The sequence below is a fragment of the Inquilinus limosus genome, from assembly GCF_051487185.1.
Classification (GTDB): Bacteria; Pseudomonadota; Alphaproteobacteria; order DSM-16000; family Inquilinaceae; genus Inquilinus; species Inquilinus limosus_F.
Map to the genome: position 1 here is coordinate 1 of NZ_JAHVDK010000019.1, position 18,100 is coordinate 18,100.

At 66.8% G+C, this 18,100-nt stretch carries 18 protein-coding genes; 11 read left to right on the top strand and 7 right to left on the bottom strand.

The features are described from left to right. Positions 1 to 684, bottom strand: a 684-nt coding sequence (locus KXR53_RS21060) for a hypothetical protein (protein WP_437377231.1), incomplete at its 3' end; no start/stop codon positions are given. A gap of 540 nt (positions 685 to 1,224) precedes the next feature. Continuing rightward, complete coding sequence (locus KXR53_RS21065) at positions 1,225 to 2,148, bottom strand: LysR family transcriptional regulator (RefSeq protein ID WP_437377232.1); 924 nt, start codon at positions 2,146 to 2,148, stop codon at positions 1,225 to 1,227. A 143-nt stretch (positions 2,149 to 2,291) separates the two neighbouring features. Here KXR53_RS21065 and KXR53_RS21070 point away from each other — a divergent pair, with 143 nt between their 5' ends. Together KXR53_RS21070 and KXR53_RS21075 are read left to right on the top strand one after the other, a co-directional pair. Beyond that, complete coding sequence (locus tag KXR53_RS21070; RefSeq protein WP_437377233.1) at positions 2,292 to 3,458, top strand: adenylate/guanylate cyclase domain-containing protein; 1,167 nt, start codon at positions 2,292 to 2,294, stop codon at positions 3,456 to 3,458. An 11-nt stretch (positions 3,459 to 3,469) separates the two neighbouring features. After that, positions 3,470 to 4,693 (top strand): MFS transporter, encoded by a 1,224-nt coding sequence (locus KXR53_RS21075; protein WP_437377234.1) that lies wholly within the window; start codon positions 3,470 to 3,472, stop codon positions 4,691 to 4,693. Between the two features lie 7 nt (positions 4,694 to 4,700). Here KXR53_RS21075 and KXR53_RS21080 read toward each other — a convergent pair whose 3' ends face one another. After that, a complete protein-coding gene (locus tag KXR53_RS21080; RefSeq protein ID WP_437377235.1) occupies positions 4,701 to 6,299 on the bottom strand; it encodes a trimethylamine methyltransferase family protein in 1,599 nt (532 codons plus the stop codon). A 152-nt stretch (positions 6,300 to 6,451) separates the two neighbouring features. Here KXR53_RS21080 and KXR53_RS21085 point away from each other — a divergent pair, with 152 nt between their 5' ends. From KXR53_RS21085 to KXR53_RS21095, 3 genes are all read left to right on the top strand, one after another. Next, positions 6,452 to 6,688, top strand: a complete 237-nt coding sequence (locus tag KXR53_RS21085) for a DUF1289 domain-containing protein (RefSeq protein ID WP_437377236.1) — start codon at positions 6,452 to 6,454, stop codon at positions 6,686 to 6,688. 9 nt (positions 6,689 to 6,697) lie between these two features. Beyond that, positions 6,698 to 7,573, top strand: a complete 876-nt coding sequence (gene aguB / locus KXR53_RS21090; RefSeq protein ID WP_437377237.1) for an N-carbamoylputrescine amidase — start codon at positions 6,698 to 6,700, stop codon at positions 7,571 to 7,573. Positions 7,574 to 8,061: 488 nt separating this feature from the next. Further along, positions 8,062 to 8,190: a hypothetical protein gene (locus KXR53_RS21095; protein ID WP_437377238.1), complete on the top strand. Its 129-nt coding sequence runs from the start codon at positions 8,062 to 8,064 to the stop codon at positions 8,188 to 8,190. 125 nt (positions 8,191 to 8,315) lie between these two features. Here KXR53_RS21095 and KXR53_RS21100 read toward each other — a convergent pair whose 3' ends face one another. After that, the gene (locus tag KXR53_RS21100; protein WP_437377239.1) at positions 8,316 to 9,242 is read right to left on the bottom strand and encodes a LysR substrate-binding domain-containing protein; all 927 of its coding nucleotides are present in this window, start codon (positions 9,240 to 9,242) and stop codon (positions 8,316 to 8,318) included. A gap of 167 nt (positions 9,243 to 9,409) precedes the next feature. Next, positions 9,410 to 10,753, bottom strand: coding sequence for an aspartate aminotransferase family protein (locus KXR53_RS21105; protein ID WP_437377240.1), 1,344 nt, complete (start codon positions 10,751 to 10,753; stop codon positions 9,410 to 9,412). A 204-nt stretch (positions 10,754 to 10,957) separates the two neighbouring features. Between KXR53_RS21105 and KXR53_RS21110 the strand changes: the two genes are divergently transcribed. Continuing rightward, positions 10,958 to 11,698, top strand: coding sequence for a cupin domain-containing protein (locus KXR53_RS21110; RefSeq protein ID WP_437377241.1), 741 nt, complete (start codon positions 10,958 to 10,960; stop codon positions 11,696 to 11,698). A 223-nt stretch (positions 11,699 to 11,921) separates the two neighbouring features. On the opposite strand, the gene KXR53_RS21115 is transcribed toward KXR53_RS21110, so the two are convergent. Next, on the bottom strand, positions 11,922 to 12,644 hold the full coding sequence (locus tag KXR53_RS21115; RefSeq protein WP_437377242.1) for a hypothetical protein: 723 nt from the start codon (positions 12,642 to 12,644) through the stop codon (positions 11,922 to 11,924). 145 nt (positions 12,645 to 12,789) lie between these two features. Between KXR53_RS21115 and KXR53_RS21120 the strand changes: the two genes are divergently transcribed. Next, positions 12,790 to 13,047 carry an antitoxin gene (locus KXR53_RS21120; protein WP_437377243.1) on the top strand — a complete coding sequence of 86 codons (258 nt, stop codon included), beginning with the start codon at positions 12,790 to 12,792 and terminating at the stop codon, positions 13,045 to 13,047. A 297-nt stretch (positions 13,048 to 13,344) separates the two neighbouring features. Here KXR53_RS21120 and KXR53_RS21125 read toward each other — a convergent pair whose 3' ends face one another. Then, positions 13,345 to 14,343 (bottom strand): hypothetical protein, encoded by a 999-nt coding sequence (locus KXR53_RS21125; protein WP_437377244.1) that lies wholly within the window; start codon positions 14,341 to 14,343, stop codon positions 13,345 to 13,347. 335 nt (positions 14,344 to 14,678) lie between these two features. Here KXR53_RS21125 and KXR53_RS21130 point away from each other — a divergent pair, with 335 nt between their 5' ends. The 4 genes from KXR53_RS21130 to KXR53_RS21145 all read left to right on the top strand — a co-directional run bounded on the left by KXR53_RS21130 (position 14,679) and on the right by KXR53_RS21145 (position 17,982). Further along, entirely contained in the window at positions 14,679 to 15,026 is a 348-nt protein-coding gene (locus KXR53_RS21130; protein ID WP_437377245.1) for a hypothetical protein, read from the top strand. 1 nt (position 15,027) lies between these two features. Then, on the top strand, positions 15,028 to 15,207 hold the full coding sequence (locus KXR53_RS21135) for a hypothetical protein (protein ID WP_437377246.1): 180 nt from the start codon (positions 15,028 to 15,030) through the stop codon (positions 15,205 to 15,207). A 607-nt stretch (positions 15,208 to 15,814) separates the two neighbouring features. Beyond that, positions 15,815 to 16,678: a hypothetical protein gene (locus KXR53_RS21140; protein WP_437377247.1), complete on the top strand. Its 864-nt coding sequence runs from the start codon at positions 15,815 to 15,817 to the stop codon at positions 16,676 to 16,678. Then, complete coding sequence (locus KXR53_RS21145; RefSeq protein ID WP_437377248.1) at positions 16,675 to 17,982, top strand: hypothetical protein; 1,308 nt, start codon at positions 16,675 to 16,677, stop codon at positions 17,980 to 17,982. Before KXR53_RS21140 ends, KXR53_RS21145 begins: the two co-directional genes overlap by 4 nt. Positions 17,983 to 18,100: the final 118 nt, after the last annotated feature.

Consider the following 18,100-nt stretch of genomic DNA (forward strand, 5'->3'; position numbering starts at 1 on the left):
GGATGGCGGGCGGCCGTCTTCGGGCGCGTCCGGCTGTTCAGGCCAGCCGTGTCCTGCCTTGAGATCAGCGGCGACGGTCGTGCCGTCACCGGCCGAGCCGGCGTTGTCGTTGGCCCCGGCGACATCGTCCCAGCCCTGCGGCAGCCGGCTCGGGTCCAGCCGGCGGCCGAGCCAGCGGCAGACCTCCCGCACGAATTCATCGGCCGACAGGGTGTCGAGCTGGACGTCCAGCACCTCGTCCTCGGTCAGCCTCTCCCAGACCTCGGACCGCAGGCGTTCGGCCTCCTCGGGATCGACGGCCTCGCCGGCCGCGGCGAGGTCCGAGGCTTCTGCGGCCGCGACCGCCTCGACCACGGCCTTGACGGCCTGCTCCCGCCGCCGGCTGCGGCGCTCCAGCGCCCTCGATTCCTCGCCCTCGGCCCGGCGGTGCAGGTAGTCGCCGCGGATCCGCTCGGCCATGGCGATCGACAGCCGGATCGAGCGGGACAGGCGCGACTGCATCAGCGGGAAATCGGGCGGCTCCTCCGGCCCCGCCAGAGTGGCCTGCTGCTGCCGCTCGGTCAGCCGCTTGCAGCGGATGTCGATGTCGACCACCTCGCGCAGCTTCTCCAGCGCCCATCCCGTCCAGTTCAGGTCGGGATCGCGGGTCTCGCCTGCGTCGCGATCGGTTTGCGCCATGCCCATGGAACATATCATGAACATACTCGCGCGTTAACGCAACTGGACATTGCGTTGCCCCGCCCCAGGGAGCGGCACTTGCCGCCGCACCACGGGGCGGACCACATCGGCATCTTTCTATGCCCAGGCGGATGCCCCGGCAGGCGCCCGGTCGTCCGCAACGGGCGGTTAGCGGACCTTCAGCGTCGGGCCCCTATATCGCCATCGATCTTCTCTACCAGCGTGCGCAAGAAGGCGGTTCGCCAAATGTCCAAGCCTGAGCAACTTGCGCGAAGCTCTGATCCTTCGAGCAATCTGAAAGGCTCGGCTACCTGAGAGATCGTCTGGGATTTCAATTCTGTAAGCCGCAGCTCCGAAGCGAGCCGTGGGCAGGCATATCGGGGTCAGTCTCAGGCCGGAGCGCTCGCAAAACCTCTTGCGGAGCCACAGCCGGTCTTTTCTTCCCCGAAGAACAAGAGCGGGAGACGTGGCCAGCATGATCGCAGGATAGCTCATTCTCTGATGACAGCAATGGGTCGAGTCCGGACACGGCAGCCGGAGCCTGCGTCACTTCGCCGGATCGAGCGGCGTGGCCTGCAGCTCGGCGTCGAGGTCCAGGGTGCGGGCGGTGTCGAACAGGCCGCGGGCCAGCGGCGACGGCGGGTCGCGGTCGGTCATCACCAGCCCCATGGTGCGGGTCGCTTCGGGGTCGACCAGCCGCAGCGCGCGGGTGCCGGCCGGCACGCCGAACAGGTGCAAGAGCGCCCGCGGCATGACGCTGGACCAGAAGCCGGAACGGACATGCGAGCACAGGTTGATGATGCTGTCGGTCTCCACCGCCGCGCGCGGCGCGCAGCCGACCGAGCGGAAGATGCCGTCGATGATCCGCCGGTTCTGCATGGTCGGGGTCAGGAGGCACAGCGGCAGCTCCGCCGCCTCGGCCCAGCGGATGGTCCGGCGCGATGCCGGCACCTGTTCCGCCGGCATCAGCAGGATATAGTCCTCCTGGTACAGCGGCAGGCTGCGGACATGGCGCAGCGGTTCGTTGTCGAGATAGGTGACGCCGACATCGATCTCGAAGTTCTCGAGGCCGGATTCGATCTGGATCGAGGTCTGCGACAGCACCGAGACGGTGACCGCCGGATGGGTCTGGGCGAAGGGCGCGGTGATCAGCGACACGACCGGCAGGGCCGAGGGCACGGCGCCGATCCGGAGCCTGCCGGCCAGGCCCTGCTGCAGCATCGCCAGCTCCTGCGACAGGCCGTCGCGGTCGGCCAGGATCTTCTTGGCCCATTCGAGCACCAATGTGCCTTCGCGGGTGAAGCCCTGGAAGCGGTGGCCGCGCTCGACGATCGGCACCTGCAGCTCCTCCTCCAGCTGGCGCAGCGCGGTGGACAGGGCCGGCTGCGACACGCGGCAGGCTTCCGCCGCGCGGGCGAAGTGCTTCTCGCGGGCCAGGGCGACGAGGTATTCGAGCTGGCGGATGACCATCCGGCCTCCGAAACGGCTGTTTGATAACGCATGGTTATCGGCTGCTTCCGGCCGGCAGGCAATCGCAGCCATGCCGACGGAGCCATGGTCCCCGGGACGCCGCCGATCCTATAGTCGCGCGACATGATCTTGCGCCGGCCCAGATGACCACCCCTGATCCCGATCCGTCCCGCGTCTCCGACCTGATCGAATGGCTGTCGGGCGACGAATGCCACGCCGCCGCCGACACCGCGATGCTGGAGGGGCTCGGCCGGCGGCTGCGGGCGCTCGGCCTGCCGGTCGACCGGCTGGGCTTGCATCTGCGCACGCTGCACCCGGAGATCCTGGCCCGAACCCTGGCCTGGAGCGAGGGCGAGCCGGTGGAGCAACGCGACCGTGACAACTCGGTCGAGCGCCTGCCCTTCTTCGCCACCTTTCCGATCCGACGGGCGATCGAGACGCGACACTGGCTGACCCTGGCGACGCCGGAGGACATGGCGCCCCTGGAGCAGACGGATTTCTACCAGGGCCGCGGCCTGGCGGTGGCGGAGATCGTGCCGCTGGTGATGGGCCAGGGCCCGGCCAGCGCCGCCGTCTTCGCCACCCGGCGGGCGGCGGGATTCGGGCCGGACGGCCATGCGGTGCTGCGGCGCATCACCCCAGCCCTGCGCAGCGCCTGCGAGATCCGCCTGCTGCGGCTAACCGAGGCGACGCTGCTCGACACCTATGTCGGCCCGATCACCGGCCGGCGCATCCTGGACGGGCACATCCGGCGCGGCGATGTCGAGACGATGGAGGCGGCGCTGCTGCTGTGCGACCTGCGCGATTTCACCGTGCTGTCGAACCGGCTGCCGCCGGAGCAGATGCTGGATCGGCTGAATCTCTACTTCGACCAGCTGGTGCCGGCGATCGCCGCCGGCGGCGGCGAGGTGCTGAAGTTCATGGGCGACGCGGTGCTGGCCTTCTTCCATCATCCGGACGGACCGGTGGCCAGCTGCGCCGCGGCCTTCGAGGCGGCCCGCGAGGCCCTGGCCCGCATCCACTCCGTCTCCCAGGCCGGCACGCCGCTCTCCGCCGGCGTGGCGCTGCATCACGGCGAGGTCGCCTACGGCAATATCGGTTCCGGCGGACGCCTGGACTTCACCGTGATCGGCCGCGACGTCAACCTGGTCAGCCGGATCCAGACCGCTTGCGCCGCCACCGGGCATCCGCTGCTGATGTCACAACGCTTCGCTGCGTTGCTCGACCGGCCGGGCAGCCGGAGCATCGGCCCGCATCCGCTGAAGGGCTTCGCCAAGCCGCTGGAGCTGTTCGCCTGGGATCCCGAGTGAGACCGTCGACCGTGACCACGACCGCCCCGGGCAGCGACCGCCTGCTCGACCACCCGTCTTTCCCGGTGTTCTGGGGCGCGCGGGTGCTGTCCGCCATCGCCTTCCAGATGTCGGCCGTCGCCGTCGGCTGGCTGGTCTATGCCCGCACCGGCAGCGCCTACAGCCTGGGCCTCGTCGGGCTGGTCCAGTTCCTGCCGATGGTCGCGCTGACGCTGCTGGTCGGGCATGTCGCCGACCGCTACGACCGCCGGCGCATCGTCCAGATCTGCCTTCTGATCGAGGGCGTGACGCTGGCGGTGCTGGCGCTGGCCATCCTCGGCGACTGGCTGACCGTGCCGGGCATCTACGCCGCGGTGCTGGTGCTGGGCGCGGCCCGCGCCTTCGAGATGCCGACCATGGCGGCGCTGCTGCCGGCGGTGGTGCCGGCCGGGATCCTGCCCCGCGCCCTCGCCGTCTCCTCCTCCGCCATGCAGACCGCGACGATCGTCGGCCCGTCGGTGGGCGGGCTGCTCTATGCCGTCGGCGTCACCGTCCCGTTCGCCGTGGCGGCCGGCTGCTTCCTGTGCGCCTGCGCGCTGATGGTCCTGATGCGGCTGGAGCGGCCGGCGCCGCGGCGCGAGCCGGCGACGCTGCGCTCGGTGTTCTCCGGCATCGCCTTCATCCGCAGCCAGCCGATGATCCTCGGCGCCATCTCGCTCGACATGTTCGCGGTGCTGCTGGGCGGGGCGACGGCGCTGCTGCCGATCTATGCCCATGACATCCTGCAGACCGGGCCCTGGGGCCTGGGCCTGCTGCGCGCCGCCCCGGCGGTCGGGGCGCTGGCCATGTCGGCGGTGCTGACCCGGGTGCCGCTGCGCCGCGCCGTCGGCCGCAAGATGTTCGCGGCGGTGATCGTGTTCGGCGCCGCCACCGTGGTCTTCGCCGCCTCCACCAGCCTCGCCCTGTCGCTGGTGGCGCTCGCGGTGCTCGGCGCGGCGGACAATGTCAGCGTGGTGATCCGCAGCTCGCTGGTGCAGCTGCTGACGCCGGACGAGATGCGCGGCCGGGTCAACGCCGTGAACGCGCTGTTCATCGGTACCTCGAACCAGCTCGGCGAGTTCGAATCCGGCATGGCGGCCGGGCTGCTCGGCGCCGTGCCCGCCGGCATCCTCGGCGGCGTCGGCACCATCGTGATCGCGCTGGCGTGGATGCGGCTGTTCCCGGAGTTGCGGAAGGCGCAGACGCTATCCGGTTGACGGGCGCTCAGGTGAAGGCGTCGGGCATGCTCTCCTTCTTGCGCCGCATGAAGTCCTGCAGCGCCTCGTCGACCGCGGGGTCGATCGCCGGCGCCTCGTACTCCTCCAGCATGCGCTTCCACAGCTTGTTGGCGCGCTGGGCCGCATCCTGCCGGCCCTCGGCCTCCCACTGCTCGAAGGAGTTGTTGTCGGCGACGGTCGAGCGGTAGAAGGCGGTCTCGAAGTTGCGCTGGGTGTGGTCGCAGCCGAGATAGTGGCTGCCGGGCCCGACCTGGCGGATCGCGTCCATGGCCTGGCCATTCTCGCTGAGGTCGATGCCCTCAGCCATCACCTGCATCATGCCGAGCTGGTCGGCGTCGAGGATGAACTTCTCGTAGGAGCTGACGAGGCCGCCTTCGAGCCAGCCGGCGGCGTGCAGCACGAAGTTCACCCCGCCCAGCATGGTCGGCAGCAGGGTCTGCGCGCTCTCGAACGCCGCCTGGGCGTCCGGGGCCTTGGAGCCGCAGAGCGACCCGCCGGAGCGGAACGGCACGCCGAGGCGCCGGGCCAGGGCGGCGGCGCCGTACAGCACCAGCGCCGGCTCCGGCGTGCCGAAGGTCGGCGCGCCCGACTGCATCGAGATCGAACTGGCGAAGGAGCCGAACACCACCGGCGCGCCGGGGCGGCAGAGCTGCGCCGTGGCCATGCCGGCCAGGCTCTCGGCCAGGGTCTGGGTCAGCACCCCGGCGCTGGTCACCGGCGCCATGGCGCCGGCCAGAATGAAGGGGGTGACGATCACCGCCTGGTTGGCGCGGGCATAGGTCTTCAAGGCGCCGAGCATGGTGCCGTCCCACACCATCGGCGAGTTGGCGTTGATCAGGCTGATCAGCACGCAGTTCTCGTCGACGAACTGTTCGCCGAACACGAGGCGCGCCATGGCGACCGTGTCCTCCGCCCGCTCCGGCGCCGTGACCGAGCCCATGAAGGGCTTATCCGAATAGCGGATATGGGCGTAGACCATGTCGAGATGCCGCTTGTTCACCGGCAGGTCGACCGGCTCGCACACCGTGCCGCCGGAATGGTGCATGGCCGGCGTCATGTAGGCGAGCTTCACGAAGTTGCGGAAATCCTCGATCCGGGCGTAGCGGCGGCCCTCGTCGAGGGTGCGGATGAAGGGCGGACCGTAGACCGGGGCGAAGACGGTGGCGTCGCCGCCGATCTGCACCGAGCGCTCCGGGTTGCGGGCGTGCTGGGTGAACTGGCGCGGCGCGGTCGCCTGCACCAGCTGCCGGCACAGGCCGCGCGGGAAGCGGATGCGGGTGCCCTTGACGTCGGCGCCGGCGGCCTTCCACAGCTCCAGCGTCTCCGCGTCATCGCGGAACTCGAGGCCGATCTCCTCCAGCACCGTGTCGGCGTTGTGCTCGATCAGCTCCAGCCCGTCGGTCTTCAGCACCTCGTAGAGCGGGATCTTGCGCGAGATGTATTTCAGCTGCTGCAGCCCGCCGCCGCGGCGCAGCGCCCGCCGGGCCTCGGCGCCGCCGCGGCCGCGCCGGCCGGCCCGGCCGCCGCCCTCCTGGGTCTCGCCGGCGGCGGACGGATCCGTGGGAATCGGGGCAGGCTCGGTCATGCGCTTCCTCCTCGCAATGGGCCGATGCTACGCCGCGAGGCCATCCCGACCATCGCGCCTGCGACCCGGCCTCGCCCGCCCACGACACCACCCGCCCGGCCCGTACGCGCCGCCTTGAACCCGGCCCGCGGCCGGGTTACCTGGAGGGCATCATGGCCGCCGACCTGCCCCCCATCGTCTCGCCCTGCATCGGCGTCTGCACGCTCGAGGCCGACACCGGCCTGTGCGCCGGCTGCCTGCGGACGACCGACGAGATCGCGGCCTGGCGCGACGCCGACAACGCCTGGCGCCTCGCGACACTGCAGCGGCTGCGCGAGCGGCGGCGCGCCCGCGGCCGCACCAGCGCCGCCGACAGCCGGCCGCGCCGGCGCCAGCCCCAGACCGCCTGAGGACCCTCCATGACCACCGTCACCGTCGCCGCCACCCAGACCTTCTGCAGCTGGAACGAGGCCGAGACCCTGGACCGGGTCGAGGCGCTGGTGCGAAGGGCCGCGGCCCAGGGCGCGCAGATCGTGCTGCCGCAGGAGCTGTTCGCCGCGCCCTATTTCTGCCGCGACGAGCTGCAGAAGCACTTCGCCCTGGCCAAGCCGATCGACGGCCACCCGGTGGTGGAGCGGTTCCGCCGGCTGGCGGCGGAGCTCAAGGTGGCGATGCCGGTCAGCGTGTTCGAGCGCGCCAACAACGCCTATTACAACTCGATCGCCATGGTCGACGCCGACGGCAGCGTGCTGGGCGTCTACCGCAAGTCGCACATCCCGGACGGGCCGGGATACGAGGAGAAGTTCTACTTCAACCCCGGCGACACCGGCTTCAAGGTCTGGAAGACCCGCTACGGCAACGTCGGCTGCGGCATCTGCTGGGACCAGTGGTACCCGGAGGCGGCGCGCTGCATGGCGCTGATGGGCGCCGACGTGCTGCTGTACCCGACCGCGATCGGCAGCGAGCCGCAGGATGACGGCCTCGACAGCCAGGCGCACTGGACCCGGGTGATGCAGGGCCATGCCGGGGCCAACCTGATCCCGCTGGTCGCCTCCAACCGCATCGGCACCGAGGAAGGCGAGCGCTTCAGCCAGACCTTCTACGGCTCCTCCTTCATCGCCGGCCCGACCGGCGAGCTGGTGGCCCAGGCCGGCCGCACCGAGGAGGAGGTGCTGGTGGCGAGCTTCGACCTCGACGCCATCCGGGCCCAGCGCGCCAGCTGGGGCGTGTTCCGCGACCGCCGGCCGGAGCTGTACGGCGCGATCCTCACCTATGACGGGGTCACGCCGCCCTGAGCCCGTCCGATACCGCTACTGGCGCGGCCGTCTGACGGCGGTTTCTCCGCTTCCGGTGCTCACGGACTTTCACGTCCGCTGCGCTCCGGTTCTCGAAACCACCGCCAGCCGACTCACGCCAGCGCAGTCTCGAACGAGCTCTGACACCGGCGAGCCGCGGCGGCGCGATCCCTGGATTGCTTCGTCGGCTTCGCCTCCTCGCAATGACGATGGTTCGATTAGAACATAAAGAGAACATTTGAATCAAGACCGCGCGCCAGATGCGAGGCTGATCGTTCATCCATAAAGACGGCTTATCCGTTGCTTATCGAGAACGCGTTGGTCAGGCGCCCGCGGACCAGCGATATTCCTCTCGAACAGAACGACCGGCCCGTCGACATGCATCAGCAGGGCTGATGCATCCGGGCCATCCGGAGACCGAGATGACCAGCATCGTCCAGCGGGCGCCCGCGCGCCCGATCCCCCGGCTTCGCCCTCGTCGAGGCCTGATGTCCAGCTTGCGCCGCGCTCTGGGCGCCGCCGCCCGGCGGCTGCTGCGCCCGGCCGCCGGCCGCGTGCTCGACCCGAGGGCCCTGTCCGACCAGATGCGGCGGGACCTGGGCTTCGACAGGAGCTGACGCCGGCGTGTCCAGATTTGTCATGGCGAGGCGCGCAGCGCCGTGGCCATCCCAGAGGGCGGTGCCGCTGGATGGCCGCGCCCCTTCGGGGCTCGCCATGACGGTTACGGGACATGAGGCTGCGATCACGCGGCGCTGGCCTCCCGCGCCGCCATGGCTTCCGCCGCCTCGGCCAGCAGCCAGTCGCGAAACAGGGCGATCTTCGGCACGTCGCGGCGGGTCTCGAGATAGACGACGTAGTAGGCGCTGTCCTCGCGCAGCAGCGTCGGGAAGGGCTGGACCAGCTGGCCGGCGGCGAGCTCCTCGGCGAAGAGCAGCGGGTTGAGCAGCGCCACCCCCTGCCCCGCCTTCGCCACCTGGCCCATCATCTGCTGGGTGTCGAGCCGCAGCCCCTCATCGGCGACCGAGGCCGGCACCACCTCGCCCACCGCGGCGAACCAGCGCTGCCAGGCGTCGGCAACGTCCCACAGCAGCGGCAGGCGCAAGAAGTCGCGCGGATGGCGCAGGCCGCCGGCGCGCTCGACCAGCGCCGGGCTGCACATCGGCGCGAAGTCGACCGGCATCAGCCAATGCGCGGCCAGTCCCGGCCACACGCCCTTGCCGACGCGGATGCCGAGATCGTGCTCGCCGCGGGTGAAGTCGACCAGCCCGGCGCCGGTGTCGACCCGCACCGTATAGCCGGGATGGGCCGCCCGGAACCGGCCGAGCCGCGGCACCAGCCAGTTCGAGGCCATGGTCAGCACGGTGGTGACCGAGAGCAGCCCGCCGGCGTCGTCGCGCAGCGCGGCGAAGGCCCCGGCCATGCGCGACATCGCCTCGGTCAGCACCGGCGCCAGGCGCGCCCCGGCCTCGGTCAGCGCCACCCGGCGGGTGAGGCGCCGGAACAGCGGCGTGCCGACCCGGTCCTCCAGCAGGCGGATCTGGTAGCTGACCGCCGCCTGGGTCATGCCCAGCTCCGCCGCCGCGCGGGTGAAGCTGAGATGCCGGGCCGCGGCCTCGAACACCCGGACCGCGGACAGCGGCGGAAGCTGGAAGCCTGGCTGGGTGTCCATGAGGAGGTCTTATACCAAGTCCTGCCGCAGGAGGCTCATAGTGAACCTAAACCGTCATGGCGAGGAGGCGAAGCCGACGTGGCCATCCAGGGGCTGGTGCCGCTGGATGGCCACGCCCCTGCGGGGCTCGCCATGACGGTGAAGGGCGAGTAGCTGTGCTGCCCGCCTCAGTCCAGCGACTGCAGGGTCTCGCGCAGGGTGTCGACGAGGCGGTCGATCTCCGTCTTCTCGATGATGAAGGGCGGCGACAGGGCGACGATGTCGCCGGTGGTGCGGATGCCCACCCCCTTCTGGAAGCATTTGACGAACAGGTCGTAGGCCCGGGCGGTGGGGCGGCCCGCAATCGGCTCCAGCTCCACCGCGCCGATCAGGCCGAGGTTGCGGATGTCGATGACGTGGCGGGTGCCCTTCAGGCTGTGCAGCGCCTGCTCCCAATACGGCGCCAGGTCGGCGACGCGCTCGAACAGCGCCTCCTCGCGGTAGACGTCGAGGGTGGCGAGGCCGGCGGCGCAGGCCAGCGGATGGGCCGAGTAGGTGTAGCCGTGGAACAGCTCGATCATGTGCTCCGGCCCGGTCATGAAGGCGTCGTAGATGTGCTTGCGCACGCCGACGGCGCCGGCCGGGACGGCGGCGTTGGTCAGGCCCTTGGCCATGGTCACCATGTCCGGCTGCACCCCGAACCAGTCGGCGGCGAAATTGGCGCCGAGGCGGCCGAAGCCGGTGATGACCTCGTCGAAGATCAAAAGGATGCCGTGCCTGTCGCAGATCTCGCGCAGCCGCTGCAGATAGCCCTGGGGCGGCAGCAGCACGCCGGTGGAGCCGGCCACCGGCTCGACGATCACCGCGGCGATGGTGGAGGCGTCGTGCAGCGCCACGATCCGCTCCAGGTCGTCGGCCAGCTCGGCCCCGTGCTGCGGCAGGCCGCGGCTGAAGGCGTTGCGCGCCAGGTCGTGGGTGTGGCGCAGATGGTCGACGCCGGTCAGCATGGTGCCGAAGGTGCGGCGGTTGGCGACCATGCCGCCGACCGAGATGCCGCCGAAGCCGACGCCGTGATAGCCGCGCTCGCGCCCGATCAGGCGGGTGCGGGTGCCCTGGCCGATCTGGCGCTGATAGGCCAGCGCGATCTTCAGCGCGGTGTCCACCGCCTCGGACCCGCCGCCGGCGGCGAAGAAGACGTGGTCGAGGTCGCCCGGCAGCAGCTGGGCGACGCGGGAGGCCAGCTCGAACGCCTTGGGGTGGCCCATCTGGAAGGACGGGGCGTAGTCCATCTCCGCCGCCTGGTCCTGGATCGCCTGGACGATCTTCGGGTGGCAGTGGCCGGCGTTGACGCACCACAGGCCGGCGGTGCCGTCCAGCACCTGGCGGCCGTCGACCGTGGTGTAGTACATGCCCTTGGCCGAGGCGTAGAGCCGCGGCGCCGCCTTGAACGACCGGTTCGCGGTGAACGGCATCCAGAAGGATTCGAGGTTGTTCGGGGCGCGGACATCGCCGCGGGGCAGGGCATCGTCCATCAGTTGCAACTCCGGTCGGCTGTGGAGGGAACCGAACATGCCGGACACCCGGCGCCGGCCCGCCCCCAGGTCATGAAGGGCCGGAGGGGAGCCTAGGACCGCCCGGATCGCTGGACAAGCGGGCGCGCGCGCCGGAGGATGGGAAAAGCGCCGGCGGAGGCCGCCCCGATGCCGGCGTTCGGGATCTCGAACAGGAAAACACCCATGGCCGACGCTCCCCCGCTCGGAATCGCCCCCCAGGACGAGGCGGAGAAGCGGCGCGCGGATCCCCTCTCCCCGGGGAGAGGGAGGGGCCCGGCGCCCGCAGGGCGGCGGGAGGGTGAGGGGTTGGCGCCGGCGGCGGATGATCCGGGCCCCCAAGACCCGGGCATCGACATCGGCGGCCGGCTGCGGCGGCTGCGCGAGGAGCACGGCCTGAGCCAGCGCGAGCTGGCGCGGCGGGCCGGCGTCTCCAACGCCACCGTCTCGCTGATCGAGCAGAACCGCGCCAGCCCCTCGATCGGCTCGCTGAAGCGGGTGCTGGACGGGCTGCCGCTGAGCCTGGCCGAGTTCTTCGCCCTGCCCGAGGGGCCGGAGGACCCGGTGTTCTTCGCGGCGGCGGAGCTGGTGGAGATCGCCGGCCGGGCCGCGGGCCACGCCTCCGGGCCCGAGGGGGCCGGGCTGATCTCCTACCGCCAGGTGGGCTGCCACCCGGGCCGGGCGCTGCAGATCCTGCACGAGCGCCTGGCCCCCGGCGCCGACACCGGCCCGACGCCGCTCTCCCATACCGGCGAGGAGGGCGGCGTGGTGATCCGCGGCCGGGTGGAGCTGACGGTGGGCCCCCGCCGCCGCATCCTGGGCCCCGGCGACGCCTATTACTTCCAGAGCCGCCTGCCGCACCGCTTCCGCGTGGTCGGCGAGGAGCCGGTGGAGATCGTCTCGGCCTGCACGCCGCCGAGCTTCTAGGCGCCGCCCGGGCCGCAAGCCCGGGCGCTCGCAGAAGGCATTCCTGTGTGCCTCTCCCGCGGCGCGGGAGAGGTCGGCTTCGCGCAGCGAGGCCGGGTGAGGGCCGGCACCGGCCCCTCCCCTCGCCCGGAACCGCAAGCGCCCCCGCCCTCTCCCGCGCCACGGGAAAGGCGAAGCCATCGGATCTGTCCTATGTGAGGGAACGCTCGACACCGGACAGCGCTCAGCTGCTGTCCGGCTTCGGGAGCGTGAACAGCGCGAGGCCGTCTTCGGCCTCGTCCGGCCCAGGCCAGCCGTCCCCGGCTTCGACGTCCGCAATGAGGCAGTCCGTTCCCTCGCCAGGCGGACCGCCGGAGGCGTTGTCGTTGGCTTCGAGGACATCGTCCCAGCCCGGCGGCAGCCGGCTCGGGTCCAGCCGGCGGCCGAGCCAACGGCAGACCTCCCGCACGAATTCATCGGCCGGCAGGGTGTCGAGCTGCACGTCCAGCACCTCGTCCTCGGTCAGCCGCTCCCAGACCTGCTCCCGCAGGCGTTCGGTCTCCTCGGGATCGACAGCCTCGCCAGTCGCGGCGAGGTCCGCGGCCTCGGCCACAGCGACCGCCTCGACCACGGCCTGGACGGCCTGCTCCCGCCGCCGGCGGCGCCGCTCCCGCGCTCCCGATTCCTCGCCCTCGGCCTTGCGGTGCAGATAGTCGGCGCGGATCCGCTCGGCCATGGCGATCGACAGCCGGATCGAGCGGGACAGGCGCGACTGCATCAGCGGGAAATCGGGCGGCGTCTCCGGCCCCGCCGGGGTCGCCTGCTGCTGCCGCTCGGTCAGCCGCTTGCAGCGGATGTCGATCTCGACCACCTCGCGCAGCTTGTCCAGCGCCCACCCCGTCCAGTTCAGGTCGGGATCGGACGGCCGGGCCTCGCCCGCCTCGCCATCGGTCTGCGCCATCTCCATGGAACATATCATGAACAAAGCTGTGAGTTAACGCAACTCAACATTGTGTTTCCCCGCCTACGGAAACGCCGGCCGGCCGGTTGTCGCCGAATCGCCACGGCGGATATGATGGATCTTCATCGTTCGTCAGCGGTCGAGGCCCCCCATGAGCGATACCGCGATCGCCCAGTTGTTCCGGATCGGCCGCAGCCAGGCCGTGCGCCTGCCTGAGGAGCTCCGCCTGCCCGGCAAGGAGGTCCGGGTGCGCCGCTACGGCCGCGGCGTGCTGCCGGAGCCGATAGAGCAGGAGACCACCAAGAATATCCAGGCGGTCTTCGCTGAGATCGATCGGCTGCGTGGGGTCGAGTTCCTGCCCGAGCAGCCGCCGATGCCGCCGGCCGACGACGTGTCATTGGACGAATAGTCGGCCCGAGGTCGGCCTCCGTGGACTGCCCCCTGTTGTGAGACAGAAGGATTAGGGTGAGATAGGCGATCAGAAAGAGAATGTCCGATAAGCCCAGGACTCTCACACGTCGTTTTCCGCCCTCGCTCCCGCCAAGCGAGGGCGAAAGCCCGCTAAAGGTGCAGTATCACCGTAATCGAGGTGGATCCGAGGCGGAAGTTCGACTCAGCGCGGCCAAAGGGGCGCTTCGTCCCATTGCGGACGTTCGTTGATAACAGCTCTATTATCCGCTTCGCGCGACATCGCAGTTGGACCTTGCTAGCGACGCCGGTGCGCAGAACGTCGCCTGACGGCTTCACGGAACTGTTCTTGCCACCCTTCCACATGCGGAATGCGGTCGTAATCGGCACTTGTGCCTTTGAGCAAATTGGTTCGTGAGCGTTGTGACACCTCCTCCCAATTCTCATGGAGCACATAGAGCGCATTGCCATATCGAACATTTTCAAACACAACTACATCGTGCGGCAGCACAGCACCGATGTAACGGTTGAATCCCCCCTTGCCGAGAATGTAGCGCTCGGGCGACAGCCGGCGAAACTCCGCCACTCTTTCGTCGATCACTTGATTGGTTTGGCCATTGGCCTTCCCAAGCTCTGCCTTGGCCTTGGCGAGAAAACGGTCAATCGATCCGGGCGGGAAGATTTCCCAGTCCACGAGAGTGGTCTCGACATACTCTTGGCGGGTCTTGTCGCTACGGTCGATGTCGCATACGCCCGTGTTCTCCTGCAGGATATTCAGACAGAACAGGAGATCTTCTTCAAAATCGGAGTCTCTTATATCTAGGACACAATCTAGATTGAATTTAAAAATGAAGTTTCCATCTTTTGTCGTTAGAAGATCAATAGCTATCGAGTAGTCAGTTGATGCGTATTCATCGACTTGGTAAACCTGCCGCTCTTGCCACAGCGGAAATGATCCATTAGTCCAATCTCCGTAGACTGGCCGTTCGCCGAGATAGATTGTCTTCAGAATCATGGGTAGGTCATGGCGCTTAACTTCCCAGCCGTTGCGGTTTTTGTAAGAGTATGGGCCAGCATCCTCACGTGGCAGCACCGTCGGCGGAAAGGTCGGCTCGCCATCAACTAATTTCATCTTAAGGTGGCGATAAGCGCCGTCATTAAGCTCATCGGCGGTAATCCGCTTCGTGCAGACAGCAACGATCCCTGCTCCCCTGGGGATTTGCTGCAGTTTCGCGGAGAGAGGGGTCGGAACTCGCCGAATGTTCCGTTTCCAAGGAAAATTGCGGTATTTGGTCATCTCTACTCTCAGGCTAAAATCTAATCCTCAAAGGGCAAAGCCAACAGCTCGATTCTACGCGTACGAGGCTTCTGTGAAAATGTTTGTGGCGGAACCAATACTGATTGATCGCACGTCTTGCGCAAATGATCGAGCAGGCCAAACTAATGCTACCAGCATGTCTATTAATGTTCAATCCCCGGCCACTGGGTTGGATGTTGGTCGGGCACGGGTTCCGGAATCGAGGTGCCGGCGCTCGCTGCGCCAGCCGGTTCGTTGGCATTTTGCGAATCGATTCGACTTCTCGTCGATTTTAGAACATATAGAGAACGAGGCCTCAGACTGAGGAGTCTGTCATGGGTGCACGCAGCCTCTGGCTTTACCCCGACCTGATTATCCCGCCGGACGAGCCGTCGCCTGACCCTCGTGACCACACGGAGATCTACGAACAGATCACCGGCCGCGTCATCGGCCACTGGAATCCGAAGGCCGAGACGGTCGAGGCGTTGAGCGCGCTGCTGGAGCGGCTGCTCGCCGAGACCGAGCACGGGCCGGATATGGACCGCCTACCGACGATCGGCTTCCTCCTCGACCTTGATCCTTACGTCTATGTCGCGGACCACCGCGGCATGTGCCTGGTCGTTTCCGATCTGGAGCCAATCGTCCACGTCACCAAGCTGCGCCGGCAGGTTGGTAAGGTCTGACATGCCCCGCGATCTGGCGATAAAGCTGCTCGATGTCGAGATCGAGGAAGATGTCCACCGCAATGAGCTGCGCTGGCGCGGCCTGAAGCTTGGCCTTCGCGAGGCCGAGATCGCCGCCCTATTGGCCCAGGGCGTCACGGTGGCCGAGCGCCATCTGGACGCTCTGGATGTCGAACGATGAAGCACGGCTACCCCTTCAGCGGGGATCTCCGCATAGCCCGCGATCCTGGTCGGTTCAGTCGCGGCACAGCAGCGGACCCGACCGCAGGACATCCGGTTTCGGGCGCGCCCCATGGGCTATCCCAACTTGAAGTTGCGGACTTGGTCATGTGCGGGCCCGACGAGGCCAAGCGCCGATTTGCCGAATCGCCGCGCCAGCTCCGGCTCCGCGACCTGACCCGAGGCGAACGGGTGCGCGCCACCTGCACCGGGGTGCGGTGTCGGCACACGAGTTGGGTGGATCTCGACCGGCGCCGGTGGGGCAATCTCACGCTGCAGGAGATCGCCGGCCAGCTACGCTGCGAGCACTGCGGGGCCCGGAAGCCGAGGCTACAGATCGGCCCAGGCTGGCCGAGAAACTGATGAAGTGAGGCAAGCATGTGCGGCCGAACCACCCAAAAACTCTCCTGGCCGAAACTCCACGCCCTCCGACACGATAGGGTTGTGTGATCCCAAATTTTATCTCGTAACCCTGGAGGCTTCGGATAGTTTGAACGCGACGTTCTTCACCGCGATCACGAATGTGTAAGATGGCCCCCCACCACGTAGGCAGCCGGGACGATTCGCGCTTGAACCAGACCGATGACGCCCCCACCCAACTCCACGAGGAGGAGTATTCGAACCATAAGAGCCAGCTCGAGGAGAGCCGGCCGCCGGAGTCCCGCTTGGCTGAACTGGAGGCGGCGCTCTTGTCCGCGTTCAAGGGTTTCATCGAGCTACGCGAGATTCCGGTGATCATGTTTGGCGATCTCAGCGTAGATGAGCTCACCACGGCTTTTCACCGGTATCCGATCATTATCAAACCGATTCTTACGAGCGTGAATGTCGCGCAGCGAGCCCTAAAACGTGACCTCGATCTAGCGTTTGATACCTATTCCCTCTCTGTGCCAGAGCGGGTCGCCGCGCAGATTGCCGGCTACGTGAAGCCCTTCCTTCCTAAATCCTTGGCGGTTCCTGCCCTTCTTGAGCTGGATCGTTATGCTTGGACTGACAAGCAGATGCGTCAGCGAAAGGGCGCTTGGGAACAAACTGTAACGGAAATCATCAACACCGACTCCAATCGGCGCTTCCGTAAGCGCAAGTTCAATTGCAATGGTGAGATCTTTGAGATTGATGCCGCGTACCCCGCAAGCGGTGGCCCAATCAAAGTTGCGATTGACGTCAAACGCATCGAATCCCAACGAGACATCCACAAACGCGCAGATGAAATCATAAACAAGGCAAACAAATTTAAGCAAACACATCCAGAAGGACGATTTTTCGCTATCGTATATTACCCCTTCCCTCAACAACATGCGAATGCGGGTAACCGCCTACAACATCCGGATATAGACCAGATCTATTTTGCTGGCGAAACTAGATCCTCAATCAAGCATGCAGTTGACCTATTAATGGGTTACCTTGGTTTTGGAGTGCAGGATACCGAAGAATGAACACCTTTGCACTCTTCAAGGAGCTAGACATCCAGTTGGCGAGCGCTAAACGAAGTGTAACCGAACGCAAGGGGGTACACGCGTGGCATCCCTACTATGCTGGATATTCAGAGCAATTTGTCGAAAGTGCGCTAGCGTACCTTAACTGTGGGCTGGGGAGCGTCGTTGCTGATCCGTGGGCGGGCAGCGGCACCACGGGATTTGTTGCTAGCCGAGCAGGAGTCGACAGCGTTTGCCTCGATATCAATCCCGTCATGGCTACCTTCGCAGCCGCTAAGTCGAACTCAATTCTGAAGGTTCGTAGTGAGATCGAAGCTTGGCTGCGCGCCTTACCTTCGCGCCCGTCGAATAGTGCATGGCCAGTTGATCCAGAGCCGCTCGCAGGAATCTTCGACGCAGTAACAGCGGCGCATTTGAGGAGAGTCCTTCGAGCCATTCCTTTTGGCGAGTATCTCAGCCCATCGACGTCCGTGCTGAAGAACGACGCAGCGCGCACTGTACTTGATCCGTGCTATGCGTTCTGTCGGGCCGTAGTCTTCGTGACTCTTAGAAAGCTGTCTGGGACCCAGAAGCTGCAGAACCCGACGTGGTTGCGGACCGAGGCTGCAGAAGTTCACGTGTCGGAGCGCGATCTCCTGGCGGCTCTACGGGTCAACGCTGAAACCATGTTGAGACAGCTTTGTGAGGTCTATGGCGGAACAGTCGGCGGCGGCACGCTTAATGCTCTTTGCGGAGATGCACGAGCCCTGCCGCTCAAGAATGCCAGCGTCGATGCAGTTATTACATCACCGCCGTACTTAACCCGCATCGACTACGCGGTGTCCACCCTTCCGGAGATGCTGACCTTCGGAGATGACGTTCTTCTGGAGTCCATCCGCCATAAAACGATGGGTGCCCCAGTGATCACCAAGGTCGAGCGCGCACAGAACGCGAAGTGGGGACCTCTTTGCAATGAGATTCTGAATGCAGTGAGATCTCACCCCACCAAGGCGGCGGCGTCCTACTATTGGAAAAACATAGTTCAGTACTTCATGGACATGGATGCTTCTCTCCAGGAGATAAAGCGCATCCTTAAACCTGGGGCGGGCGCTCTCGTCGTGGTTCAGAGCTCCTATTTTAAGGACATTGAGATCCCGCTTGGTGATATCTATGTTCAGGCAGCTGAGGGTTTGGGACTCAAAGCAGGGATAGCCGCCCGTGAAAAAGTCAAAACGCACATGGCGCATGTCAACACACGCTCAACGATATACAAGGCAAACAAGGTGTATTATGAGGATGTTGTAGAGATTCGTAGATACGCCTAGAAATTTGAGAAGGAAGGCTGATATCTAGGGACGATCTTCTATACCTGCATGCAGCTTCTGGGTGCCAACTGAATGTATTCGTGGCCGCATGCATCAGATCAGGAGCATGCAATCGCCA

Excerpts from the sequence above, each read along its gene's own strand:
- KXR53_RS21065 (WP_437377232.1), bottom strand. The coding sequence starts at position 2,148 with ATGGTCATCCGCCAGCTCGAATACCTCGTCGCCCTGGCCCGCGAGAAG.
- KXR53_RS21070 (WP_437377233.1), top strand. The coding sequence starts at position 2,292 with ATGACCACCCCTGATCCCGATCCGTCCCGCGTCTCCGACCTGATCGAA.
- KXR53_RS21080 (WP_437377235.1), bottom strand. The coding sequence starts at position 6,299 with ATGACCGAGCCTGCCCCGATTCCCACGGATCCGTCCGCCGCCGGCGAG.
- KXR53_RS21085 (WP_437377236.1), top strand. The coding sequence starts at position 6,452 with ATGGCCGCCGACCTGCCCCCCATCGTCTCGCCCTGCATCGGCGTCTGC.
- aguB (WP_437377237.1), top strand. The coding sequence starts at position 6,698 with ATGACCACCGTCACCGTCGCCGCCACCCAGACCTTCTGCAGCTGGAAC.
- KXR53_RS21095 (WP_437377238.1), top strand. The coding sequence starts at position 8,062 with ATGTCCAGCTTGCGCCGCGCTCTGGGCGCCGCCGCCCGGCGGCTGCTG.
- KXR53_RS21100 (WP_437377239.1), bottom strand. The coding sequence starts at position 9,242 with ATGGACACCCAGCCAGGCTTCCAGCTTCCGCCGCTGTCCGCGGTCCGG.
- KXR53_RS21105 (WP_437377240.1), bottom strand. The coding sequence starts at position 10,753 with ATGGACGATGCCCTGCCCCGCGGCGATGTCCGCGCCCCGAACAACCTC.
- KXR53_RS21110 (WP_437377241.1), top strand. The coding sequence starts at position 10,958 with ATGGCCGACGCTCCCCCGCTCGGAATCGCCCCCCAGGACGAGGCGGAG.
- KXR53_RS21115 (WP_437377242.1), bottom strand. The coding sequence starts at position 12,644 with ATGGAGATGGCGCAGACCGATGGCGAGGCGGGCGAGGCCCGGCCGTCC.
- KXR53_RS21120 (WP_437377243.1), top strand. The coding sequence starts at position 12,790 with ATGAGCGATACCGCGATCGCCCAGTTGTTCCGGATCGGCCGCAGCCAG.
- KXR53_RS21125 (WP_437377244.1), bottom strand. The coding sequence starts at position 14,343 with ATGACCAAATACCGCAATTTTCCTTGGAAACGGAACATTCGGCGAGTT.
- KXR53_RS21130 (WP_437377245.1), top strand. The coding sequence starts at position 14,679 with ATGGGTGCACGCAGCCTCTGGCTTTACCCCGACCTGATTATCCCGCCG.
- KXR53_RS21135 (WP_437377246.1), top strand. The coding sequence starts at position 15,028 with ATGCCCCGCGATCTGGCGATAAAGCTGCTCGATGTCGAGATCGAGGAA.
- KXR53_RS21145 (WP_437377248.1), top strand. The coding sequence starts at position 16,675 with ATGAACACCTTTGCACTCTTCAAGGAGCTAGACATCCAGTTGGCGAGC.